The sequence below is a fragment of the Burkholderia sp. Se-20373 genome, assembly GCF_017104705.1.
Lineage (GTDB): Bacteria > Pseudomonadota > Gammaproteobacteria > Burkholderiales > Burkholderiaceae > Burkholderia.
Genome location: NZ_JAAGPH010000028.1, coordinates 19,003 through 36,989, shown reverse-complemented (window position 1 = coordinate 36,989; position 17,987 = coordinate 19,003). Strand labels below are relative to the sequence as shown.

Below are 17,987 nucleotides of genomic sequence, written 5' to 3'. Positions count from 1 at the left end.
AGCCTTTTTCGGCCGTTCCGGCCCTATCGCCTTCGAGGAATCGCATTTGGATACGCTGCTTCATTTCGTCAACCTTGTCCTGCATATCGACGCCTTCCTCGGCGATTTCATCCGGCAGTACGGCGCGTGGGTCTATCTCGTGTTGTTCCTGATCGTGTTCTGCGAGACGGGGCTCGTCGTGTTCCCGTTCCTGCCCGGCGATTCGCTGCTGTTCATCGGCGGCGCGTTCGCGGCGACGGGCGAGATGAATGTCGGCCTGCTGATCGTGCTGCTGCTTGTCGCCGCGATTACCGGCAACACGGTGAACTACATGATCGGCCGCTGGGTCGGCCCGAAGGTGTTCAATACGCATATCCCGGTGCTCGAGCGCTTCCTCGATCGCGCCGCGCTGCAGAAGACTCACTCGTTCTACGACAAGCACGGCGGCAAGACGATCGTGCTCGCACGCTTCATTCCGGTCGTGCGGACGTTCGCGCCGTTCGTGGCGGGGGCATCGTCGATGAGCGCCGCGCGTTTCCAGCTTTTCAACGTGATCGGTGCGCTGGTGTGGGTGCTGCTGCTCGTGCTGCTCGGCTATTTCTTCGGCAACATCCCGTTCATCCGCCAGTACCTGAACGTGATCGTGCTGGTCGGGATCGGTGCGGCGATCGTGCCGGTCGCGCTCGGCGCGGTGTGGAAGCTGGTGCGCGGGAAGCAGTCGGATAATGCGCCGAAGGCGGGCGGGCGCTGAGCGGGAGCGTTTCGTTCTCGTCTCGGTGCAGTAAAAAAGCGTGGCGGCTGCCACGCTTTTTTTTCGTCCGGTGCCGCCGTTACGCGTTGCGATGCGAGATCGGGGTTTCGGGCGTCGGGTATTGCGCGTCGCGGAAGGTCTCGATGATCACGCGGTTGGTGTCGCAATACACCTGCCAGTAGTTCTCGGGCGCCGTGGACGGGCGCACGAACAGCAGCGGGCCTTCCGGCGTGAACTGCAGCACGCCGACGTCCGGCGCCGGGGTGGTCAGCACGTTCGGGATCTGCTGGATCGACGACTTCAGGCGGTTGATCGCGTCGACCGCATCGACGCCGTTCGCGATCTTCGCGGTCAGGTCGACGCGACGGTACGACGTTGCGCTGTAGTTCGCGATGTTGTCCGAGAAGATCTTGTTGTTGCCGACAATCGTCACGATGTTGTCGGGCGTGACGATCGTCGTGCCGAACAGGCCGAGCTCCTTGACCGTGCCCGTGACGCCGCCCGCGTTGATCACGTCGCCGATCTTGAACGGGCGCAGCACCTGCATGAACACGCCTGCGGCGAAATGCGCGAGCAGGCCGCCCCAGGCGGTGCCGATCGCGAGGCCGAGGCCGGCGAGCAGGGCGGCGAACGAGGTGGTCTGCACGCCGAAGATCTGCAGGATCGCGAGGATCAGCAGGATCGTCAGTAGCACGCCGACGACGGAGGTCAGGTAGTCGGTGAGCGTCGGGTCGACCTTGCCGCTGCGGCGCACGACCTTGCCGAGCAGGCGCGTGCCGATGCGGATCGCCCAGCGGCCGACGAACCACAATACGATCGCGGCGAGGAGGTTGAGGCCGAAGTCGAGGCCGCGGGTCATCAGGAATTGCTGGGCTGTGGCGAGATCGATCATGCGTTCTCCGAAGTCAGGGGTAGAAAGGGCGGCGCATGCACCGGATGGGTGGCGCTTTTATAACCTGACCTGGGAGGGGCGGGCAACCTGCCTGACATTGCTTGACGTAATGAAAAACGGGCAGGACGCGTGTGCGTGCTGCCCGTGGCGGGTGCTGGATCGCGGCCGGCGGCGGCGATCCGGAACGGCGTCGCTTACTTCGGCGCCCGGCCGTAAGTATCCTCGAAGCGAACGATGTCGTCCTCGCCCAGATACGCGCCCGATTGAACTTCGATCAGTTCGAGCGGAATCTTGCCGGGGTTCGTCAGCCGGTGCGTCGCGCCGAGCGGGATGTAGGTCGACTGGTTCTCGGTCAGCATGATTTCCTTGTCGCCGTTCGTGACCATTGCCGTGCCCTTCACGACGATCCAGTGTTCGGCGCGATGGTGGTGCATCTGCAGGCTCAGCTGTGCGCCCGGGTTCACGATGATGCGCTTGACCTGGAAGCGGTCGCCCTGGTCGATGCCTTCGTACGATCCCCACGGGCGTACGACGCGGCGGTGCGTGACCGACTCGTGCCGGCCAGACTCGTTCAGCCACTCGACGATCTTCTTGACGTCCTGGGCTTTGTCGCGATGCGCGACCAGCACGGCGTCAGCCGTTTCCACGATGACGATGTTGTCGAGGCCGATCGCGGCAACCATACGGTGTTCCGCACGGATATACGAGTTCTGCACGGCGTCGGTGAAGATGTCGCCGATGAGCGCATTGCCCTTTTCGTCGGCATCCGCGATTTCCGCGAGCGCGCTCCACGAGCCGATGTCGTTCCAGCCGAGGTCGGCAGCCGTGACGACGGCGGCGCGTTCGGTCTTCTCCATCACCGCATAGTCGATCGACACGTTGGGGATGGCCGCGAATGCGTCCGCGTCGAGGCGGAGGAAGTCGTTGTCGCGCCGCGACGATGCGAACGCGAGCTCGGCCTGGCGGGCGATCTCGGGCGCGTGACGATGCAGTTCCTCGATGTACGTGGAGGCCTTCAGCATGAACATGCCGCTGTTCCAGTAGTAGTTGCCGTCGGCGACGAAGCGCTCGGCAGTCGGCGCGTCGGGCTTTTCGACGAATGCATCGACCTTGTAGACCTGCTTGCCGTCGGCAATGGCCGTACCGCGGCGGATGTAGCCGAAACCGGTGTGCGCTTCGGTCGGCGTGACACCAAACGTGACGAGATGCTTGTCGGCCGCGATCAGCCTCGCTTCATTGGCCGCTGCGATGAATGCCGGCTCGTTGAGGATGACGTGGTCCGACGGCAGCACCAGCAGCAACGCATCGGGCGAATCGTGCAGCGCAAGCAGCGCGGCGATCGCAATCGCGGGCGCGGTGTTGCGGCCGACCGGCTCGAGCACGATCGACGACGGCGTGATGTCGACCTGACGGAGTTGTTCGGCAACGAGGAATCGCTGGTCGTTATTGGTGACGATGATGGGCGCCGATGCTCCCTGGAGACTGCGCAGGCGCAGCGCGGTTTGCTGGACCAGCGTGTTCTCGCTGGTCAGCTTGAGGTACTGCTTCGGATAGCCGCCGCGCGACATGGGCCAAAGGCGGGTGCCGCTGCCGCCGCACAGGATGACTGGACAGATGTGCATCGTGGTAACTCCCTAACTCTTGACGAACGTAAGATGGATTCGAATCGACATGCATGCCGCACTGTTGCGGGGCGTGGATCAGCTCATGTGCGCTCCCGCGCATGCCACAGGAGGTGCTGCAGCACGTTGCGGATCCAGCGGCCGGCTTTCTGGAGCGGCCGGAGCCGGTCACCCTGGAGGCGGCCCGATGCACGCCGGGCGCCGGGTGCCAGTTGTGTCGCGACGGCTTCCGGGGTGGTGTAGAGCCGGAGCTGCCAGTCCCAGTACAGCGGGTAGCGGATCAGGGCGCCGGCCGTCAGCATGTCCAGCGTCAACGTGCGCCGGCGCCAGGGCTGCGGGGTGATGGCGTCGTCGGTCAGTCCCCAGCCCGCATAGAACGGGAGGCCGTAAGTAGAGACCGGTTTGCCGCGCAGCAACGCGTCGAAGCCCGCGAGCGACGACAGTGTGTGGACCTCGCTCGCGATTTCGATGAGCGACAGCAGATCGGCATCGCGATCAACGACATCGGCCAGGCCGTCTGCGTCGACGAGCCCGCGCCGATTACCCGACAGGACGTCGGGATGCGGCTTGTAGACGATATAGGCGTGCGGGCGCTTCTTCCGTACCGTCTCGAGAAGGGCGGCCGCCGTCTGGATTGCACCGGTGCCGAGGCGAATCGACGCATCGTCGGCGACCTGGCCGATGACCAGTGCCACGGTCGCGCCGTGCGGTGCTTGCCAGGCCGGAGGGCGGCGTCCCAGGTTGTACTTCGTCAAGCCGGCGGCCACGATCTGGCGGCGCAACGCGGCTGCACGCGCGAGTTCCGCGTCGTCGAAATCCGTGTCGTTCAGGATCGCAGTCAGGTCGCTGGGGCGACTGGCGTCGAAGTAGAGGCTGGTGCGATCGACGATCTGGCTACGCGGAGCGATCATGTCCGAGCCCAGTCCGTGCGAATGCAGGAAGCCATCCTCGATCCTCACGGCATCGATACCCGGCGGCAGCCCCGTGCTGTCGCGTGCCCCCCAGAGCAGCGCCTGTTCGTGCGCCGCCACTTCCGCCGCGGTGCCGGGCCAGCGCACCGTGCCGCCGCCCGCCGTAGCGAACGGCGTGACGAATCCGCGCTTCCACCATTGAATGCCGACGCAGGCGACCGCTTGCAGGTCGGCATAGCGGCCTCGCACCGTGCGCTGAAGCTCGATCAGGTCGAGCAACGCATCGAGCGAGCCGGATTGATGCGTGACCGGATCGCGATAACGTGCGAGCTGCCGGTAGACGCAACTGAACAGCGTGGCGATGTCGGGGCGCGCGGTGCGTCCGGGCAGGGCTGCGGCGTCGCTGGTCAGGCCCCATCCCGCATAGTATGGATTACCGAATACATGGACGCGTCGATTCGCGAGCAGCGCGAGCATGCCTTCCGATGCATCGAGCACGTAGACGTGGTCGATGTGACGCAGCATGGCAGGCAATGCGCCGTCGCCGGGCACCGTGTGCAGTCCGGGCGGCAGCGAGCGGGTGGCTGTCGACAGCCAGCGACCGGTGCCGCCGTCGCTCGAGCGCGCCAGCCAGAATTCCGCGTCGGGATGGGCCGTCCGCGCGGCGGCGACCATCCCGTCGAACGCGGCGTCGCGGCGATGCGCGACACCGCCGCCGACACGCGGCGCCCGGGCACGTTCGTCGATCAGCAGCACGCGGGTGCGAACGCGCGGCGCGAGCAGTGCCGAAGGGCAGGGTGCATGCCGGTGTCGTCCGCCGGTCGCCCCGACTTCCACGACGCGCGCCATCAGGCGTGCGGCATCGCCGGCAGGTACGGGGGCAGCGCGGCTTTGCAACGCTGCATCGATGGCCGCGATCAGGGCGTCCTTGCCGCCGGCCGGAAACTCGAACCACGACAGCGCGGCGTGGCCGCGACACGATGTTGCCCAGATCGGGCCGTGCTGCCCGGTGCGACCGAGGTGCAGCGGCCTGGCGCGGCCGGATGCGGCGACGTGTCCCGGGGCCACGGACGTGGCGGCGCCGGACGAGCGCGCGTCGGTCGGCATGGCGGCGGGAACGGAGGCGGGCAACGTGGACGTCATCTACTTGAGCGAAGCCAGAAATGCGTCGACACGGGCGAAATGATCGGCCCAGGTCGGCGCGCGAAACTGGCCGAGCCGGGCGAGTTGCGCTGTACGCTCCGTAGTGTCGGACCCGGCATAGGCAACGATGCGTTCGAACCAGCCGATGCCGTCAAGCGGATCCAGATAGTCGGGTAGATCGCCGGCGATTTCGTGAAAGACGGGCAGGTCGCTCGCGATCACGGGAATCTGCTGGTCGAAGGCTTCGATCAAAGGCATGCCGTAGCCTTCGACGAAAGAAGGAAAAAGCAGCGCCTGCGCGTGCTCGAGCCATGCGCTCAGTCGCTCGTCCGGGCAGTTCGATTCCTCGATGACCGCATCACGCAGCGGACGGCTGCGCTCCAGCATGTCCACGACGTTCTCGCATTCCCAGCCGCGGCGCCCGATGATCACGAGCTTGGGTGCGGCGCTGCCGAACCGTTCGACGAGCCGGCGCCATACATGCAGGATCAGCCAATGATTCTTGCGCGGCTCGATCGTGCCGAGCATCACGAAGTAGCGGGACTCGAGCGGGCGCGTTGCGCTTCGCCGCGGAATGGGGCCCGGCGCGAGGGGCGCTACCGTGCAGGGCGGCGACGGCAAGCCTGATCGTTGGGCCTCGTCAATGATCGAATCTAGTGTGGCCTGCGAGTTGGCGATCAGGCCGCTCGCATGCCTGAACGCAGTATGGATGCGGACGCGATGCGTCGCTTCGACGCCAGGGCGGCAATATTCGGCATGCGTAAGCGGAATCAGGTCGTGGACCATGAATACCGGGCCAATTCCGCGCCGTTTCATGGTCGTGTAATAGCGCGGATACTCCATGCCGTTGTGACTGGTATGAAGCAGGATGCCGGACATCTTGCCGAAGCCGGTGCCGCTGACGCATGCACGTAGCACGAGAGCCGGGAGTGCGGGAGGGCGCGTGGATCCCGAGAGCAGTTGCTCGAATAATCGCCGAGACTCCGATACCGATAAAACAACGGAGAAGCCACGTTCGCTGAGAACCGCGCGTGCACGATCACCATAATTCTCGACGTAAGCCAAGCCGACGCGATCAACTCCCGTTGGATGCTGTCCAGCACGGAGGCGAGTCAGAAGGCGGGTAACGTCGAGAAAGATCGGTGACACAGAAAGAAGTGCAATGGTCTTTTGTAAGAGTGTGAACGGCCGCGTGCCGGAGCCAGCGTCGTATCCCATAATTTTTTTGAGATGCTCCATTCTAGCTGACAACATGCGACAATTCTTGGAAAATTCTTATCTCTATTTTGAAATAAGAACGGCCTTCGATAAGCAAACGTAAAAAGCACGGGAAGTCACCGTCGCGGCGTTGCTTGTCTGATGTCCGCCGGAAGTCTTGTGCGGTACTGATAAAACGCCCGAGAAGCGGCTTTCGCCGAGGCTGGCTTGCGCCTGCTTCAATTCGCAGCATTTGATAATTGAGGGCTTTTGACTCTCGCTGGATACTGCCCGATACGATATGAGTCTGGGGGGGCGTCCAGAAAGGTGCGTGACACAGAAGTGCAATGACTGTTTGCTATGATCGGGCCGGGCGCTTCCAGTTGTTGCGTATCTCATATATTTTGCATGAGATGCGCCACGCCGGTCGACAACATGCGACAATCCGCAGCAAATTCATATCTCGATTTTGCAATACATGCAGCTTTCGTCAAGCAGATCATTTTGGGTAGGGTGCGTCCTAGGTGTGGCTTTGCTTGCCGGATGCTCGAGTATTCCGACGTCCGGACCGAGTCGTTCGCAGATTGATCAATCTGCGAGAAGCGCGAATCCGGAGGGCATCCAGATTGTGGATGTGACGGATCAGATTGCCCGCAAGTTGTTCGCCGAGCGCGGCACGTCGAGTTTTGCGGCGGTGCTGGGCAGCGGGACCGAATTCCAGCAGCAGTTGGGGGTGGGCGACACGATCGAGGTATCGATCTGGGAGGCCCCGCCCGCGACTCTGTTCGGCGCCGCGCAGACGGACGTCAAGGGCGGCCCGAGCAACGCGCGCGTGACGGTATTGCCGGACCAGACCATCGATGGCGACGGGTCGATCAACGTGCCGTTCGCAGGGCAGCTGAAGGCGGTGGGACGCACGCCGGCGCAGCTGCAGCGGGACATCGCGGCCCGGCTCCGGAACATTGCCCACGATCCGCAAGTCCTGGTCAAGCTGGCTCGTAACGCGACGTCGTACGCGACGGTCGTCGGGGACGTGACGACCAGCAGCCGCTTGCCGTTGACTGCTCGCGGAGAGCGCTTGCTTGATGCGCTGGCGGGTGCAGGTGGCGTGCGTCAGCCGATCGACAAGGTCACGATCCAGGTTACGCGCGGCAGCAAGGTCGTGGCGATGCCGCTCGAAACCGTGATCAGGGATCCGAGACAAAACATTCCGCTGCATGCGGGCGACGTCGTCACTGCGTTGTTTCAGCCATACAGTTTCATGGCGCTCGGTGCGACAGGCAAGAACGAGGAAATCAATTTCGAAGCGCAAGGGATCACGCTTGCTCAGGCGCTCGCTCGTGCGGGCGGGCTACAGGACTCGCGCTCCGATGCGCAGGGGGTATTCATTTTCCGGCTGGAGGATGCCAGTGCGCTTGACTGGCCGATTTCGCCGGTGCGTACGACTGTGGACGGGAAGGTGCCAGTTGTTTATCGGGTCAATTTGCGCGATCCGAATTCGTTCTTCGTCGCGCAAAGTTTCATGATGGACAACAAGGATCTGCTGTACGTCTCGAATGCCCCGATCGCAGAAGTGCAGAAATTCCTGAATGTCGTGTTCTCTGTGGCATATCCGATTATTACGGGCGTGCAAACCTTCCGCTAAGCGGGTAGCCGGAACGGCATCACTAGGCGGCGCGCGCATCGCGCGCCGGCGTTTCCATTTTCGGAGCGATTGAGCGTTTGCGGCCGGCCACATGCCGGGGCAAGCGGACGTTTGTAGTGCAGTGACGGCGGGCGGCATCGCCGCGGGAATGAGGCCATCAGCCAGCCCGACTGAAAGCAGAGACTTTTTCTGACTATCTTTGAGAGTATCGATGAGCGCAACAGCAATTATTACCGGCATCACTGGTCAAGACGGAACATATCTCGCGCAACTGTTGCTGGAGAAAGGGTACACGGTGTACGGCACGTACCGTCGGACCAGTTCGGTGAATTTCTGGCGCATCGAAGAAGTCGGGATCATGGGCCATCCGAATCTGCATCTCGTTGAGTACGATCTCACGGATCTCAGCGCGAATATCCGTCTGCTGCAGACGAGCCAGGCGACGGAAGTCTACAACCTCGCCGCGCAGAGCTTCGTCGGCGTGTCGTTCGAGCAGCCGAACACGACCGCGTCCATTACCGGTGTTGGTGCGCTGAATCTGCTGGAGGCCATTCGCATCGTCAACCCCGGCATCCGTTTCTATCAGGCGAGCACGTCGGAGATGTTCGGCAAGGTACAGGCGATTCCGCAGATTGAAAGCACACCGTTCTACCCGCGCAGCCCGTATGGAGTGGCCAAGCTGTTCGCGCACTGGATGACGGTGAATTATCGCGAGAGCTATGGCATCTTCGGTTGCAGCGGTCTTCTGTTCAACCACGAATCCCCGCTGCGCGGCCGTGAATTCGTGACGCGTAAGATCACGGACAGCATGGCCCGCATTCGCCTCGGGAAGCAGGACGTGCTGGAACTTGGCAACCTCGATGCAAAGCGCGACTGGGGCTTCGCCAAGGAGTACGTCGAAGGGATGTGGCGCATGCTGCAGGCTGATCAGCCCGATACCTACGTACTCGCGACCAATCGTACCGAAACCGTGCGTGACTTCGCGACGATGGCAGGCAAGGCGGCTGGCTACGACCTCGTATGGGAAGGCCGCGACGAAAAGGAAATTGGTATCGACCGCGCGTCGGGCAAGACACTCGTCCGAATTAATCCGAAGTTCTATCGTCCGGCTGAAGTGGATCTGCTCATCGGCGATCCACGCAAGGCACGCGAGGAACTGGGCTGGGAGCCGCGCACGACGCTCGAAGAACTGTGCCAGATGATGGTGGAGGCGGATATTCGGCGTAACGAAGCAGGCGCGTCGTTCTGAAGGCGGGCCGCCCCAGCGGCGGCACGCGTCGTACACCGCCCCGCGACGGCTTGCCCGCTGCGGGGCGGTGCGCCGTCGGGGGCGTGGAAAAAGATGGAACCGTTGTGTGAAGCTGATCCTATCCGTTGATCCAATTGCTCATCCGCTGACCGGCATCGGTCGCTACACGTGGGAGCTTGCCCGGCACTACCACGCGACATCGTGCGAGCAGCCGGTCCGTTTCCTGCACGGCGCGCGCTGGGTCAACGACCCGGCACTTCTGCTGCGGCCAGGCGGCCTCGCAGGCGCGCCCAGGAAGTCCGGCTGGGGAAAGCTGCTGCATTCGCGCAGGCTGGCGCGCTGGCGTCTTGCGCGCGAGATCGGCAGCCACTTCTGTCACGGTCCCAATTATTTTCTTCCCGAGGCGGCGGAAAGCGGCGTCGTGACAGTGCACGACCTTTCGGTGTTCAAGTTTCCGGAAACCCATCCGATCGAGCGGATCCGTCATTTCGAAACGGGATTCGCGTCGACCCTTGCGCGCGCGCGGCATCTGATTACCGATTCGGAGGCCACCCGTCATGAGGTTGCGGCCTATTTCGGCTGGCCGCTCGAGCGCATCACCGCCATCCAGCTCGGTGTCAGCGATGCGTACCGCATACACGCGGAGGACGAGCTGACGACGGCGCTGGCCGTGTTCGGCTTGCGGGCGGGCACCTATACACTGTGCGTGTCGACGCTCGAGCCGCGTAAGCGCGTCGATCGACTGATTCGCGCTTACGGGCGGCTGCCGGTGTCGCTCAGGCAACGATTTCCGCTGGTATTGGCGGGCGGCAAAGGGTGGCTCAACGATGCGTTGCTCGCCCAGATCGAGCAGGCGGAGCAGGCCGGGTGGCTGCGTTACCTCGGTTTTGTTCCGGAAGCATCGTTGCCGTCGCTCTACGCCGGTGCACACGCATTCTTCTTTCCTTCGGTCTACGAAGGCTTCGGCTTGCCTGTTCTCGAGGCCCTCGCGAGCGGAACGCCGGTGCTGACGTCGAACAGCACGTCGCTACCGGAAGTGGCGGGCGGGGCCGCGTGGCTCGTCGAACCCGATCACGACGACGAACTGCTGGGCGGCATCGAGCGCGTGCTGATCGACGATGCGTGGCGTGCCGATGCGATCGGCCGAGGGCTCGAAGTCGCTTCGCGGCATCGCTGGTCCACGTGCGGAGATCGGACGTTGGCGCTTTGTAGGAAACTGGCGCAGTGAATGCGCGTCGACATGCGGGCGCGGCAGAGCCGCTTCCGGAACAGACATTTTCAATTACAACATGAGCAATCACCACCACGACATCCACACGCCGAACTGGGCGACTGTTGAGCAACTCCTTGCTCTCGACGGAGAAGCATTCGTCGATCGCGCCTATCGGACCTTGCTGGGGCGCGCGCCGGATGCGGGCGGCCGCCAGCATTACCTCGGGCTGCTCGGTCGCGCAGATGGCAAGGCGCGCGTGATCGCGGATCTGCATCTGTCGGCGGAGGGGCAGCAGCACCGCGTGCAAATGGAAGGGCTCGACGCGTTCGTCGCGCGCTATCTGGCGGCTCGCGCGCCGATGAAGTCCCTGCTACGACTGTTTCGCTCGCGTCCGGCACCGGCAAGAACGGGTGTCGCATCGCCTGCTCTCGCGGCTTCTCCGGTGCAGACGCCTACCCCTGCTGCGCCGGTCGGCGCCCCCCCTGCGGTCGTTGATTCCGGCCGTCGCGGCCCCACGCGCGCGACGCCGCGCAACCAGCCGGTGTTCTGGTTCGACCTGACGACGTCGATGGAATGGACGGGCGGCGTGGTCGGCATCGTGCGCGCCGAACTTGAAATTGCCTGGGGCCTGAAGAAGACCGACCCGAACGTGCGCTTCTCGATACAAAAGGGTAACGGGTTCGTCGAGATTCCGGACGAGCAGCTTGCGTGGCTATTCGACGCTCCGAACGTCATCGACGCGTACATGAAGTTCTTCGACCGCTATCAGTCCGGCAAGGCAGCCGGCCAGCCGTCGACCGCGCGCAGCGTGCAGGTTGACTTGCCCGACCCGCGCACGCTCCACCATCCGTATTGCGCGGGAGACGTCGTGGTCAGCGTGGGCTGGATGGACAGCCAGAAGGAAGCCTATTTCTCGAAGGTGAAGGCGGCGTTCCCGCACATCTTCGTGGTCTACCTGATATACGACATCATCCTGTTGCGTCCGGAGACGCGCCATCTGTACTCGGAGATCGGCCAGAACAAGTTCGAGGGCTACATCAAGTGGATCTCGGAGACCGCCGACTTCACGCTGTTCGGCGGTGAAACGGCGAAGAAGGACACGCGTGCGCTTCAGGCGGAAATGAATTGGCCGTCGCCGCCTGGCGAGGCCGTCAAGTTCGGTTCGGACATCATGAAGTCGACCGATTCGTCGCAGGACGCCAAGCTCCTCGAGGAAGTCGGCATTACCGGTCCGTTCATCATCACGGTGGGTTCGATCGAGCCGCGCAAGAACCACGATACGCTGTACCGTGCTTATCTGATGGCGCTCGCCGAGAGGCCGGAAGACACCCCGCAACTGGTCATCTGCGGGCGGCAGCTTGGGCAGGTGGCTGATCTCGTCGATTCGATCGACCGCGATCCCCGTCTGGTGGGCAAGGTGCTGCGACTGTCTCCGACCGATAGCCAACTCGCGGCGCTCTACAAGCATTGCCGCTTCACCGTCCTGCCGAGCCTCTATGAGGGCTGGAGCCTGACGCTGCCGGAAAGCCTGAGCCAGGGCAAGTTCTGCCTGTCCGCCGATACGCCGCCGCTGCGGGAAATCGGTCGCGACCTGATCGATTACGCATCGCCGTGGGATGCGCGCTCGTGGGCCGACAAGATCCTGCATTACGCCACCGACGACGCTGCGCTGCATCGCTACGAGCGTCGTATCGCGGAAGACTGGACCATCACGACGTGGAAGGACACCGCGCAGGCGATTCACCAGCACGTGAAGCGCTTCGTGGCGACTGCCGTGCCGACGCGTCGGGAGCCCGAAATCTGGATGGATCTGACGCTGACGTATCTCCATTGGCAGGGTGGCGTCAACGGCATCATTCGCGCCGAGCTCACGTTCGCTCGCTATCTGCGTGAACTGGCACCGAATACGCACTTCTTCGCGCACGATCACGGCCACATGTTCGAGATTCCGCACGACATGCTGCTGTGGCTGTTCAACGATTCGGATCTGACGGTCGCGTACAAGAGCTTCCACGATTTCTGGCACAAGCACGAGGCTGACGGCACCGGTTATCGCAGCCCGTTCCGGGCGTCGCATGGCGCATATGAAGGTCACCCGGCGATCATTCACGAATTCCCGGACAACTCGATCGTGTTCTTCGCCGGCATCGAATGGGAGCAGAAGCTGATGAGCGCCGCGGCGCGCGCCAGCCGGCAAGGAAATGCGGTTGTCGCTTCCCAGCTGATCTACGACCTGACGCCGCTGCTCGTACCGCACCTGCACCAGCCCGAGACCTGCGAGGGCTATCACCGCTTCGTGGAATTCGCGTCGCAGAACTTCGACCACATCGTCTACGGTGGCCAGACCGCCCGGCGCGATGGCATCGCGATCCAGAAGCAGAACGGCTGGAAGACGCCGCGAAGCGACTACATGGAGTTCGGCTCGGACATCAATGTCGAGCATCGCGGCACGAACGTGGAGGATCAGGCCGTGCTCGACCGGCTTGGCGTGGGCCGCGATTTCATCATGACTGTCGGAACCATTCAGCCGCGCAAGAATCACGAGACGTTGTACAAGGCCTACGTGACGCTGTATGCGCGTGGCCAGACCAATCTGCCGAAACTCGTGTTCATCGGCAAGGAGGGCTGGAAATCCACTGATTTCCTGACGATTCTCCGCGCGGATGCGCGGATGAAGGACCGTATCCTGCTGATCAGCCCGACCGACGAGGAGCTCGATGTGCTGTACCGGCATTGCCGATTCACGCTGCTTCCGTCGTTCTACGAGGGATGGAGCCTGACGTTGCCCGAGAGCCTCAGCTACGGCAAGTTCTGCCTGACGGCGGACGTCGATCCGTTGCGCGAGACGGGGCGCGACCTAGTCGAGTATGTCGACCCGCTGGATACGTTCGCGTGGGCGGATCGTATTGGTTACTACATCACGCATCCCGAAGCCGTGGCGAAGCGGGAAATGCACATCAGGCGCGACTGGAAGCCGCGCACCTGGAAACAGTCGACAGAAATGCTGCTCGACGCGTTGTACGAAGCCCACGCCGAAAAGGTGCGGGCCAATGAAGCACGATCGGCGGCGGCATCGACGCTGACGCGGTCGGCATAACGAATCGGAGAGAGAGGGTCACGATGGCTTCAATTTTGGTGACGGGCGCAACAGGTTTCGTCGGACGGCATCTCGTCCATCAACTAAAGGAACTGGGGCACACGGTCGTCGGAACCACGACGCGTGGCGGCGACGGTGCCGAGGTATGCGACCTGCGCGATCGCGATCGGGTGCACGAAGTGGTGCGCGCGGCCGATCCGGAGGTCGTGATTCATCTCGCGGCACTGTCATCGGTGACGCAGGGCGCAACGCTCGAATACTACGAGACCAATCTCGTCGGTACGGAGAACCTGATGCAGGCGGTCGATTCGCTCGGCAGCCGGCGCCGGTTCATATTCGTCAGCACGGCGGGTGTCTACGGCAATCAGAAGACCAGCCTGCTGTCGGAAGATCTGGTGCCTTTACCGGTCAGTCACTACGGCATCAGCAAGTTCGCGTGCGAGCGGGTCGTCAGCAATTTCGGCGATCGGCACGACATCACGATCGCGCGCCCATTCAACCTGATCGGCGTCGGGCAGAGCAGCTCCTTCATCGTACCGAAGCTGGTCCGGCATTTCGCGCGGCGCGAGCCGTCGATCCGGCTCGGCCGTCTCGAGCCGGTGCGCGACTACATCGACGTTCATTCATGTTGTGACATACTGGCCAGCCTGATCGGGCAGGACGCGTCGTACGGTGAAGTGGTCAATATCTGTTCGGGACGCGGGACGTCGGTGCAGGAATTGCTCGACGTGATTGCGGACATCTGCGGACACAAGATCGAAGTCGTTGCCGCGCCGGAATTCATGCGTGCCAACGAGGTGTTCCGCCTGCTCGGTAGCACTGAGAAGCTCGATCGTCTGCTGCCGGATCGCCGGCCGTTGCAGCCGATTACGGACGTGATGCGCGAGATGCTCGTTGCGGCAACCGAGGAAGGTTTGCGCTGATGGCATGTGCAGTTGCGGGTGGCGCGTGGCGACACGGGCGCTCGCGTGACACGCGAATTCTGAACACATGACAAGTGAATTTCCGATACGAAAATCGCGATTGCTTCGAATTGCCAGGGTGAAGGTCTGTCGAAGTGCCTGATGGCGATGAATGCGACGCTGGACATCGAGTTTGTCGTGATCACCAAGCTCTGGGACGGTAGTGTGCAACTGAGCGATCTTCTGCGTGACTACGATGTCGTGCTGGCGCAGAAAATGATCGAGCCGCATATCGCACCCGAATATGCGCACAAGGTTCACTATTTCCCGAGCTTCGCGTTCCCGGCTTTTCATCCGGACATGACGTACGTTCGCGGAACCCGGCACGATGGCAAGGTCGATACGGTCTACACGCCGATGGCTCACTACAATTCGGCGATCGTGCTGCATGGCTATGTGCGCGGGTTGTCGGTCGACGAGATCGTTGCATCGTTCGGGCACGAGACGTTCTCGCGGCTCGGCTATCTGGATGCATGGCCTACGGCGAAGGCGGCCTTTCTTCAGGAGGCCGACGAAATTGGCCTGCCGCTCTCGGAGCGCATCGACAACTGGTCCAAGTCCGGTTGTTTCATGTGCTCGTTCAACCATCCGTCGATTCATGTGATTGCGGATGTCTGCGCGGATCTGCTCACCAAGCTCGGCATCGAGATTCAAAGTCGCAACGCCGCGCGCTATGTGGTCGACGACTTGCGCACGATGCCTGTCTGGCCGATTTATCCCGAGATTGCCGAGTCACTGGGTTTGTCGGGTGACTATGCGTTCAAGCGCCATGACCCGCACGGCACGATCAGCCTGCGGCAGTTCGTTGAGGAATCGGTGGCCCATTACGCGGAGTTCCAGCGCGATACGCTCGAGCCGCTGAATTTCCGTCTCGAAGAGTACGACCACCTGCTCGGCTTCACCGCGAGCGGGGAGCGGATCGAGCCGCAGGGGCGCGTCAAGCACGCACCGGGGAAGGGTAATCCTTACCGCGGCCTGCCGGACTTCCATTTCTGGAAACGTGCGGTCGCCGAGCCGGCGATGCAGGATGTCGATCCGGTTTCGCCTCCGCGCTTCACGGTCGCGAGTGAGCAGAAGGTGGCAACCGCCGGCAGCTGCTTTGCCCAGCACATTGCGCGAACCCTGAGCGCGAACGGCTTCAATTATCTTGTCAGTGAGACGGCGCCGCCGGAGCTCGACGCTTCGCAGGCCCATGCACGCAATTTCGGCGTATTCTCCGCGCGCTACGGGAATGTCTATACTGCGCGTCAGCTTCTGCAGTTGATCCAGCGTATCAACGGCGATTTCGTTCCGGCGGAGCATTACTGGCCGCGCGACGATGGGCGTCTGGTCGATCCCTTCCGACCGCAAATCGAGCCAGACGGATTCGCCGATCTCGATGAATTGGTGCGTGCGAGGGACGTGCACTTCGCGGCTGTCAGGGCGATGTTCGAGCAGATGGATGTGCTCGTCTTCACGCTCGGCCTGACTGAAGGCTGGCGCTCGAAAGAGGACGGCGCGGTTTATCCGCTTGCGCCAGGCGTTGCAGGCGGCAGCATGGATCCCGAACGCTACGAGTTCGTCAATTTCACCGCTGGCGAAGTGGTTGCGGACGTGCAGGCGTTCCTCGATCTGCTGCGGGTGATCAATCCGGCCGCCAAGGTGATCCTGACGGTATCTCCAGTTCCTTTGATCGCAACTTTCGAGCCGCGACATGTGCTGACGTCGACCACCTACAGCAAGTCCGTGTTGCGGGTGGCGGCCGATGAGATCCGTGCGGCGAATGCACACGTTGAGTATTTCCCTTCCTATGAGATCATTACGGGGGCGTACACGCGGGGCGCTTACTTCGAGGAGGATCTCCGCTCAGTGACGGAGACGGGCGTGGCGCATGTCATGCGCCTCTTCCTGAGCCACTACATGACGTCCGACGATGCGAAATCCGACGCAGCGATTCGCGCGCATCGAGAGCTCGCAAGCATCGTGTGTGACGAGGAGGCGATTGCCAACTTCCAGGTTGGCTGACGCATGGAACCGCTCGCGCGCTCAGTGCGTGAGCGGTTCCATGCGATCGAGGCCGCTGATCAGCTCACTGAAGCATGCGGCGCTTTCGCGCCACGTCAGCGGCCGGATCTGCCGGCTGTCGGGCGCAATGCCGGCCCGAACCTTTTCCACCCATCCCGCCAACTCGTCCGCGAACGCGATCGCGGTTACCGAATCGAAATATTCGACGTTCAATCCCGCGATCTCTCGAAAGACCGGGAGGTTGCGCGCCAGTACGGGCAGTCCGTAACGAGCGGCCTCGACGAGCGGTAGGCCGAATCCCTCGGCTTCGGATGCCATCAGTACACCGTGCGCGTCACGATATTGTTGTTCCAGCATCGCGTCGTTGCTGTCTCGCAGCCAGGTCAGCGGATGACCGATCTGCTCGCAATGATGCAGGCGCTCGACGATGTCATCTGCACGCCAGCCCTTTCTGCCCACGACAACCAGCCTGACGGGTACCCGGCGCGCCCACAGGATCTCGAGTGCGCCGAGCGCGAGTGCATGCCCCTTGCGTGGCTCGATCGTTCCCACCATCAGCAATGTCACGGGCTGAGCGGGCGATATCGCGCGCGCCGGCCGTGCCGGTTCGTCAGGGCATGCATCGAAATTGGCGCCAAGATGAAACCAATCGACGGCGGGTGCGCCGGCCGGCAGCCGGTAGTGGGTGCGAAACCACGTACGGGTGCTTTGGGCAACGGCGTCGGAAATGCAGAACAGCGCGTCGGCGTGCAGCGCAAGGCTTGCGAGCCATTTGCGGAAGGCCGTCGACGAGCGTTTGGTAAACCAGGCCGGATGTGTGGCGGGCAGCAGGTCATAGACGACGAATGCGCACCGCACGCCGCGTAATTGCAGCGCGACGAGATCGGTGCGCCGCGCCGGCAGGATGCGACTCGCGAGATCCAGGCCAATGAATAGATCGCCCGGCCGGGCGTCGAGCTCGTCGGATGTATCGGCTGCTGCCGCTCCGGTCAGTGCTGCCGTGTACGCATGTGCGTAGCGATAGGGGCGTTTGCGCGTCGCATGAATGAAACGCACTTCGAATCCGGGCGGCGGCGCTTTCAGGAGTTCCTGTGAGAGCGAGCGTACGGCGCGCTGAATGCCCGTGCCTGCATCATGTCGCGCAATGATCGAGACGTCGATCAGCAACTGCCGTGTGCGATGTGCATCCGGTGCAGCTTTGCGTACCGCGCGCCCTCGCAGGTAGCGACGCGTTATGGCCATCAGCGGCGACGGAAGCTTCGTCGCCAGGTTGCATTGCAGGCGAACCAGCAGGGAGGGGCGAATTGCGCGCACGTCTTGTG

General features: G+C 62.9%; 12 protein-coding genes. 7 read left to right on the top strand and 5 right to left on the bottom strand.

Annotated elements, in window-relative coordinates:
• Nucleotides 1-46: 46 nt before the first annotated feature.
• Entirely contained in the window at nt 47-730 is a 684-nt protein-coding gene (locus tag G3N96_RS12440) for a DedA family protein (RefSeq protein WP_185634109.1), read from the top strand.
• A 79-nt stretch (nt 731-809) separates the two neighbouring features.
• Here the strand turns inward: G3N96_RS12440 and G3N96_RS12435 are convergent, their stop codons facing one another.
• The 4 genes from G3N96_RS12435 to G3N96_RS12420 form a co-directional block, all read right to left on the bottom strand.
• The gene (locus G3N96_RS12435; RefSeq protein WP_174953947.1) at nt 810-1,622 is read right to left on the bottom strand and encodes a mechanosensitive ion channel family protein; all 813 of its coding nucleotides are present in this window, start codon (nt 1,620-1,622) and stop codon (nt 810-812) included.
• Nucleotides 1,623-1,816: 194 nt separating this feature from the next.
• A complete protein-coding gene (locus tag G3N96_RS12430; protein ID WP_206137396.1) occupies nt 1,817-3,244 on the bottom strand; it encodes a mannose-1-phosphate guanylyltransferase/mannose-6-phosphate isomerase in 1,428 nt (475 codons plus the stop codon).
• A gap of 83 nt (nt 3,245-3,327) precedes the next feature.
• Nucleotides 3,328-5,298 (bottom strand): capsular biosynthesis protein, encoded by a 1,971-nt coding sequence (locus G3N96_RS12425; protein ID WP_206137395.1) that lies wholly within the window; start codon nt 5,296-5,298, stop codon nt 3,328-3,330.
• On the bottom strand, nt 5,299-6,447 hold the full coding sequence (locus G3N96_RS12420; protein WP_206137411.1) for a glycosyltransferase family 1 protein: 1,149 nt from the start codon (nt 6,445-6,447) through the stop codon (nt 5,299-5,301).
• Between the two features lie 526 nt (nt 6,448-6,973).
• Here G3N96_RS12420 and G3N96_RS12415 point away from each other — a divergent pair.
• From G3N96_RS12415 to G3N96_RS39855, 6 genes are all read left to right on the top strand, one after another.
• Nucleotides 6,974-8,140, top strand: coding sequence for a polysaccharide biosynthesis/export family protein (locus tag G3N96_RS12415; RefSeq protein WP_206137394.1), 1,167 nt, complete (start codon nt 6,974-6,976; stop codon nt 8,138-8,140).
• 211 nt (nt 8,141-8,351) lie between these two features.
• Nucleotides 8,352-9,389 carry a GDP-mannose 4,6-dehydratase gene (gmd, locus tag G3N96_RS12410; RefSeq protein WP_071333965.1) on the top strand — a complete coding sequence of 346 codons (1,038 nt, stop codon included), beginning with the start codon at nt 8,352-8,354 and terminating at the stop codon, nt 9,387-9,389.
• A 106-nt stretch (nt 9,390-9,495) separates the two neighbouring features.
• Nucleotides 9,496-10,617: a glycosyltransferase family 1 protein gene (locus G3N96_RS12405; protein WP_206137393.1), complete on the top strand. Its 1,122-nt coding sequence runs from the start codon at nt 9,496-9,498 to the stop codon at nt 10,615-10,617.
• A 61-nt stretch (nt 10,618-10,678) separates the two neighbouring features.
• On the top strand, nt 10,679-13,699 hold the full coding sequence (locus G3N96_RS12400; protein ID WP_206137392.1) for a glycosyltransferase: 3,021 nt from the start codon (nt 10,679-10,681) through the stop codon (nt 13,697-13,699).
• A gap of 23 nt (nt 13,700-13,722) precedes the next feature.
• Nucleotides 13,723-14,622, top strand: a complete 900-nt coding sequence (locus tag G3N96_RS12395; RefSeq protein ID WP_206137391.1) for an NAD-dependent epimerase/dehydratase family protein — start codon at nt 13,723-13,725, stop codon at nt 14,620-14,622.
• A gap of 78 nt (nt 14,623-14,700) precedes the next feature.
• A complete protein-coding gene (locus tag G3N96_RS39855; protein WP_346778890.1) occupies nt 14,701-16,665 on the top strand; it encodes a GSCFA domain-containing protein in 1,965 nt (654 codons plus the stop codon).
• A gap of 21 nt (nt 16,666-16,686) precedes the next feature.
• Here the strand turns inward: G3N96_RS39855 and G3N96_RS12385 are convergent, their stop codons facing one another.
• Entirely contained in the window at nt 16,687-17,979 is a 1,293-nt protein-coding gene (locus G3N96_RS12385) for a glycosyltransferase (protein ID WP_346778889.1), read from the bottom strand.
• Nucleotides 17,980-17,987 lie beyond the last annotated feature (8 nt).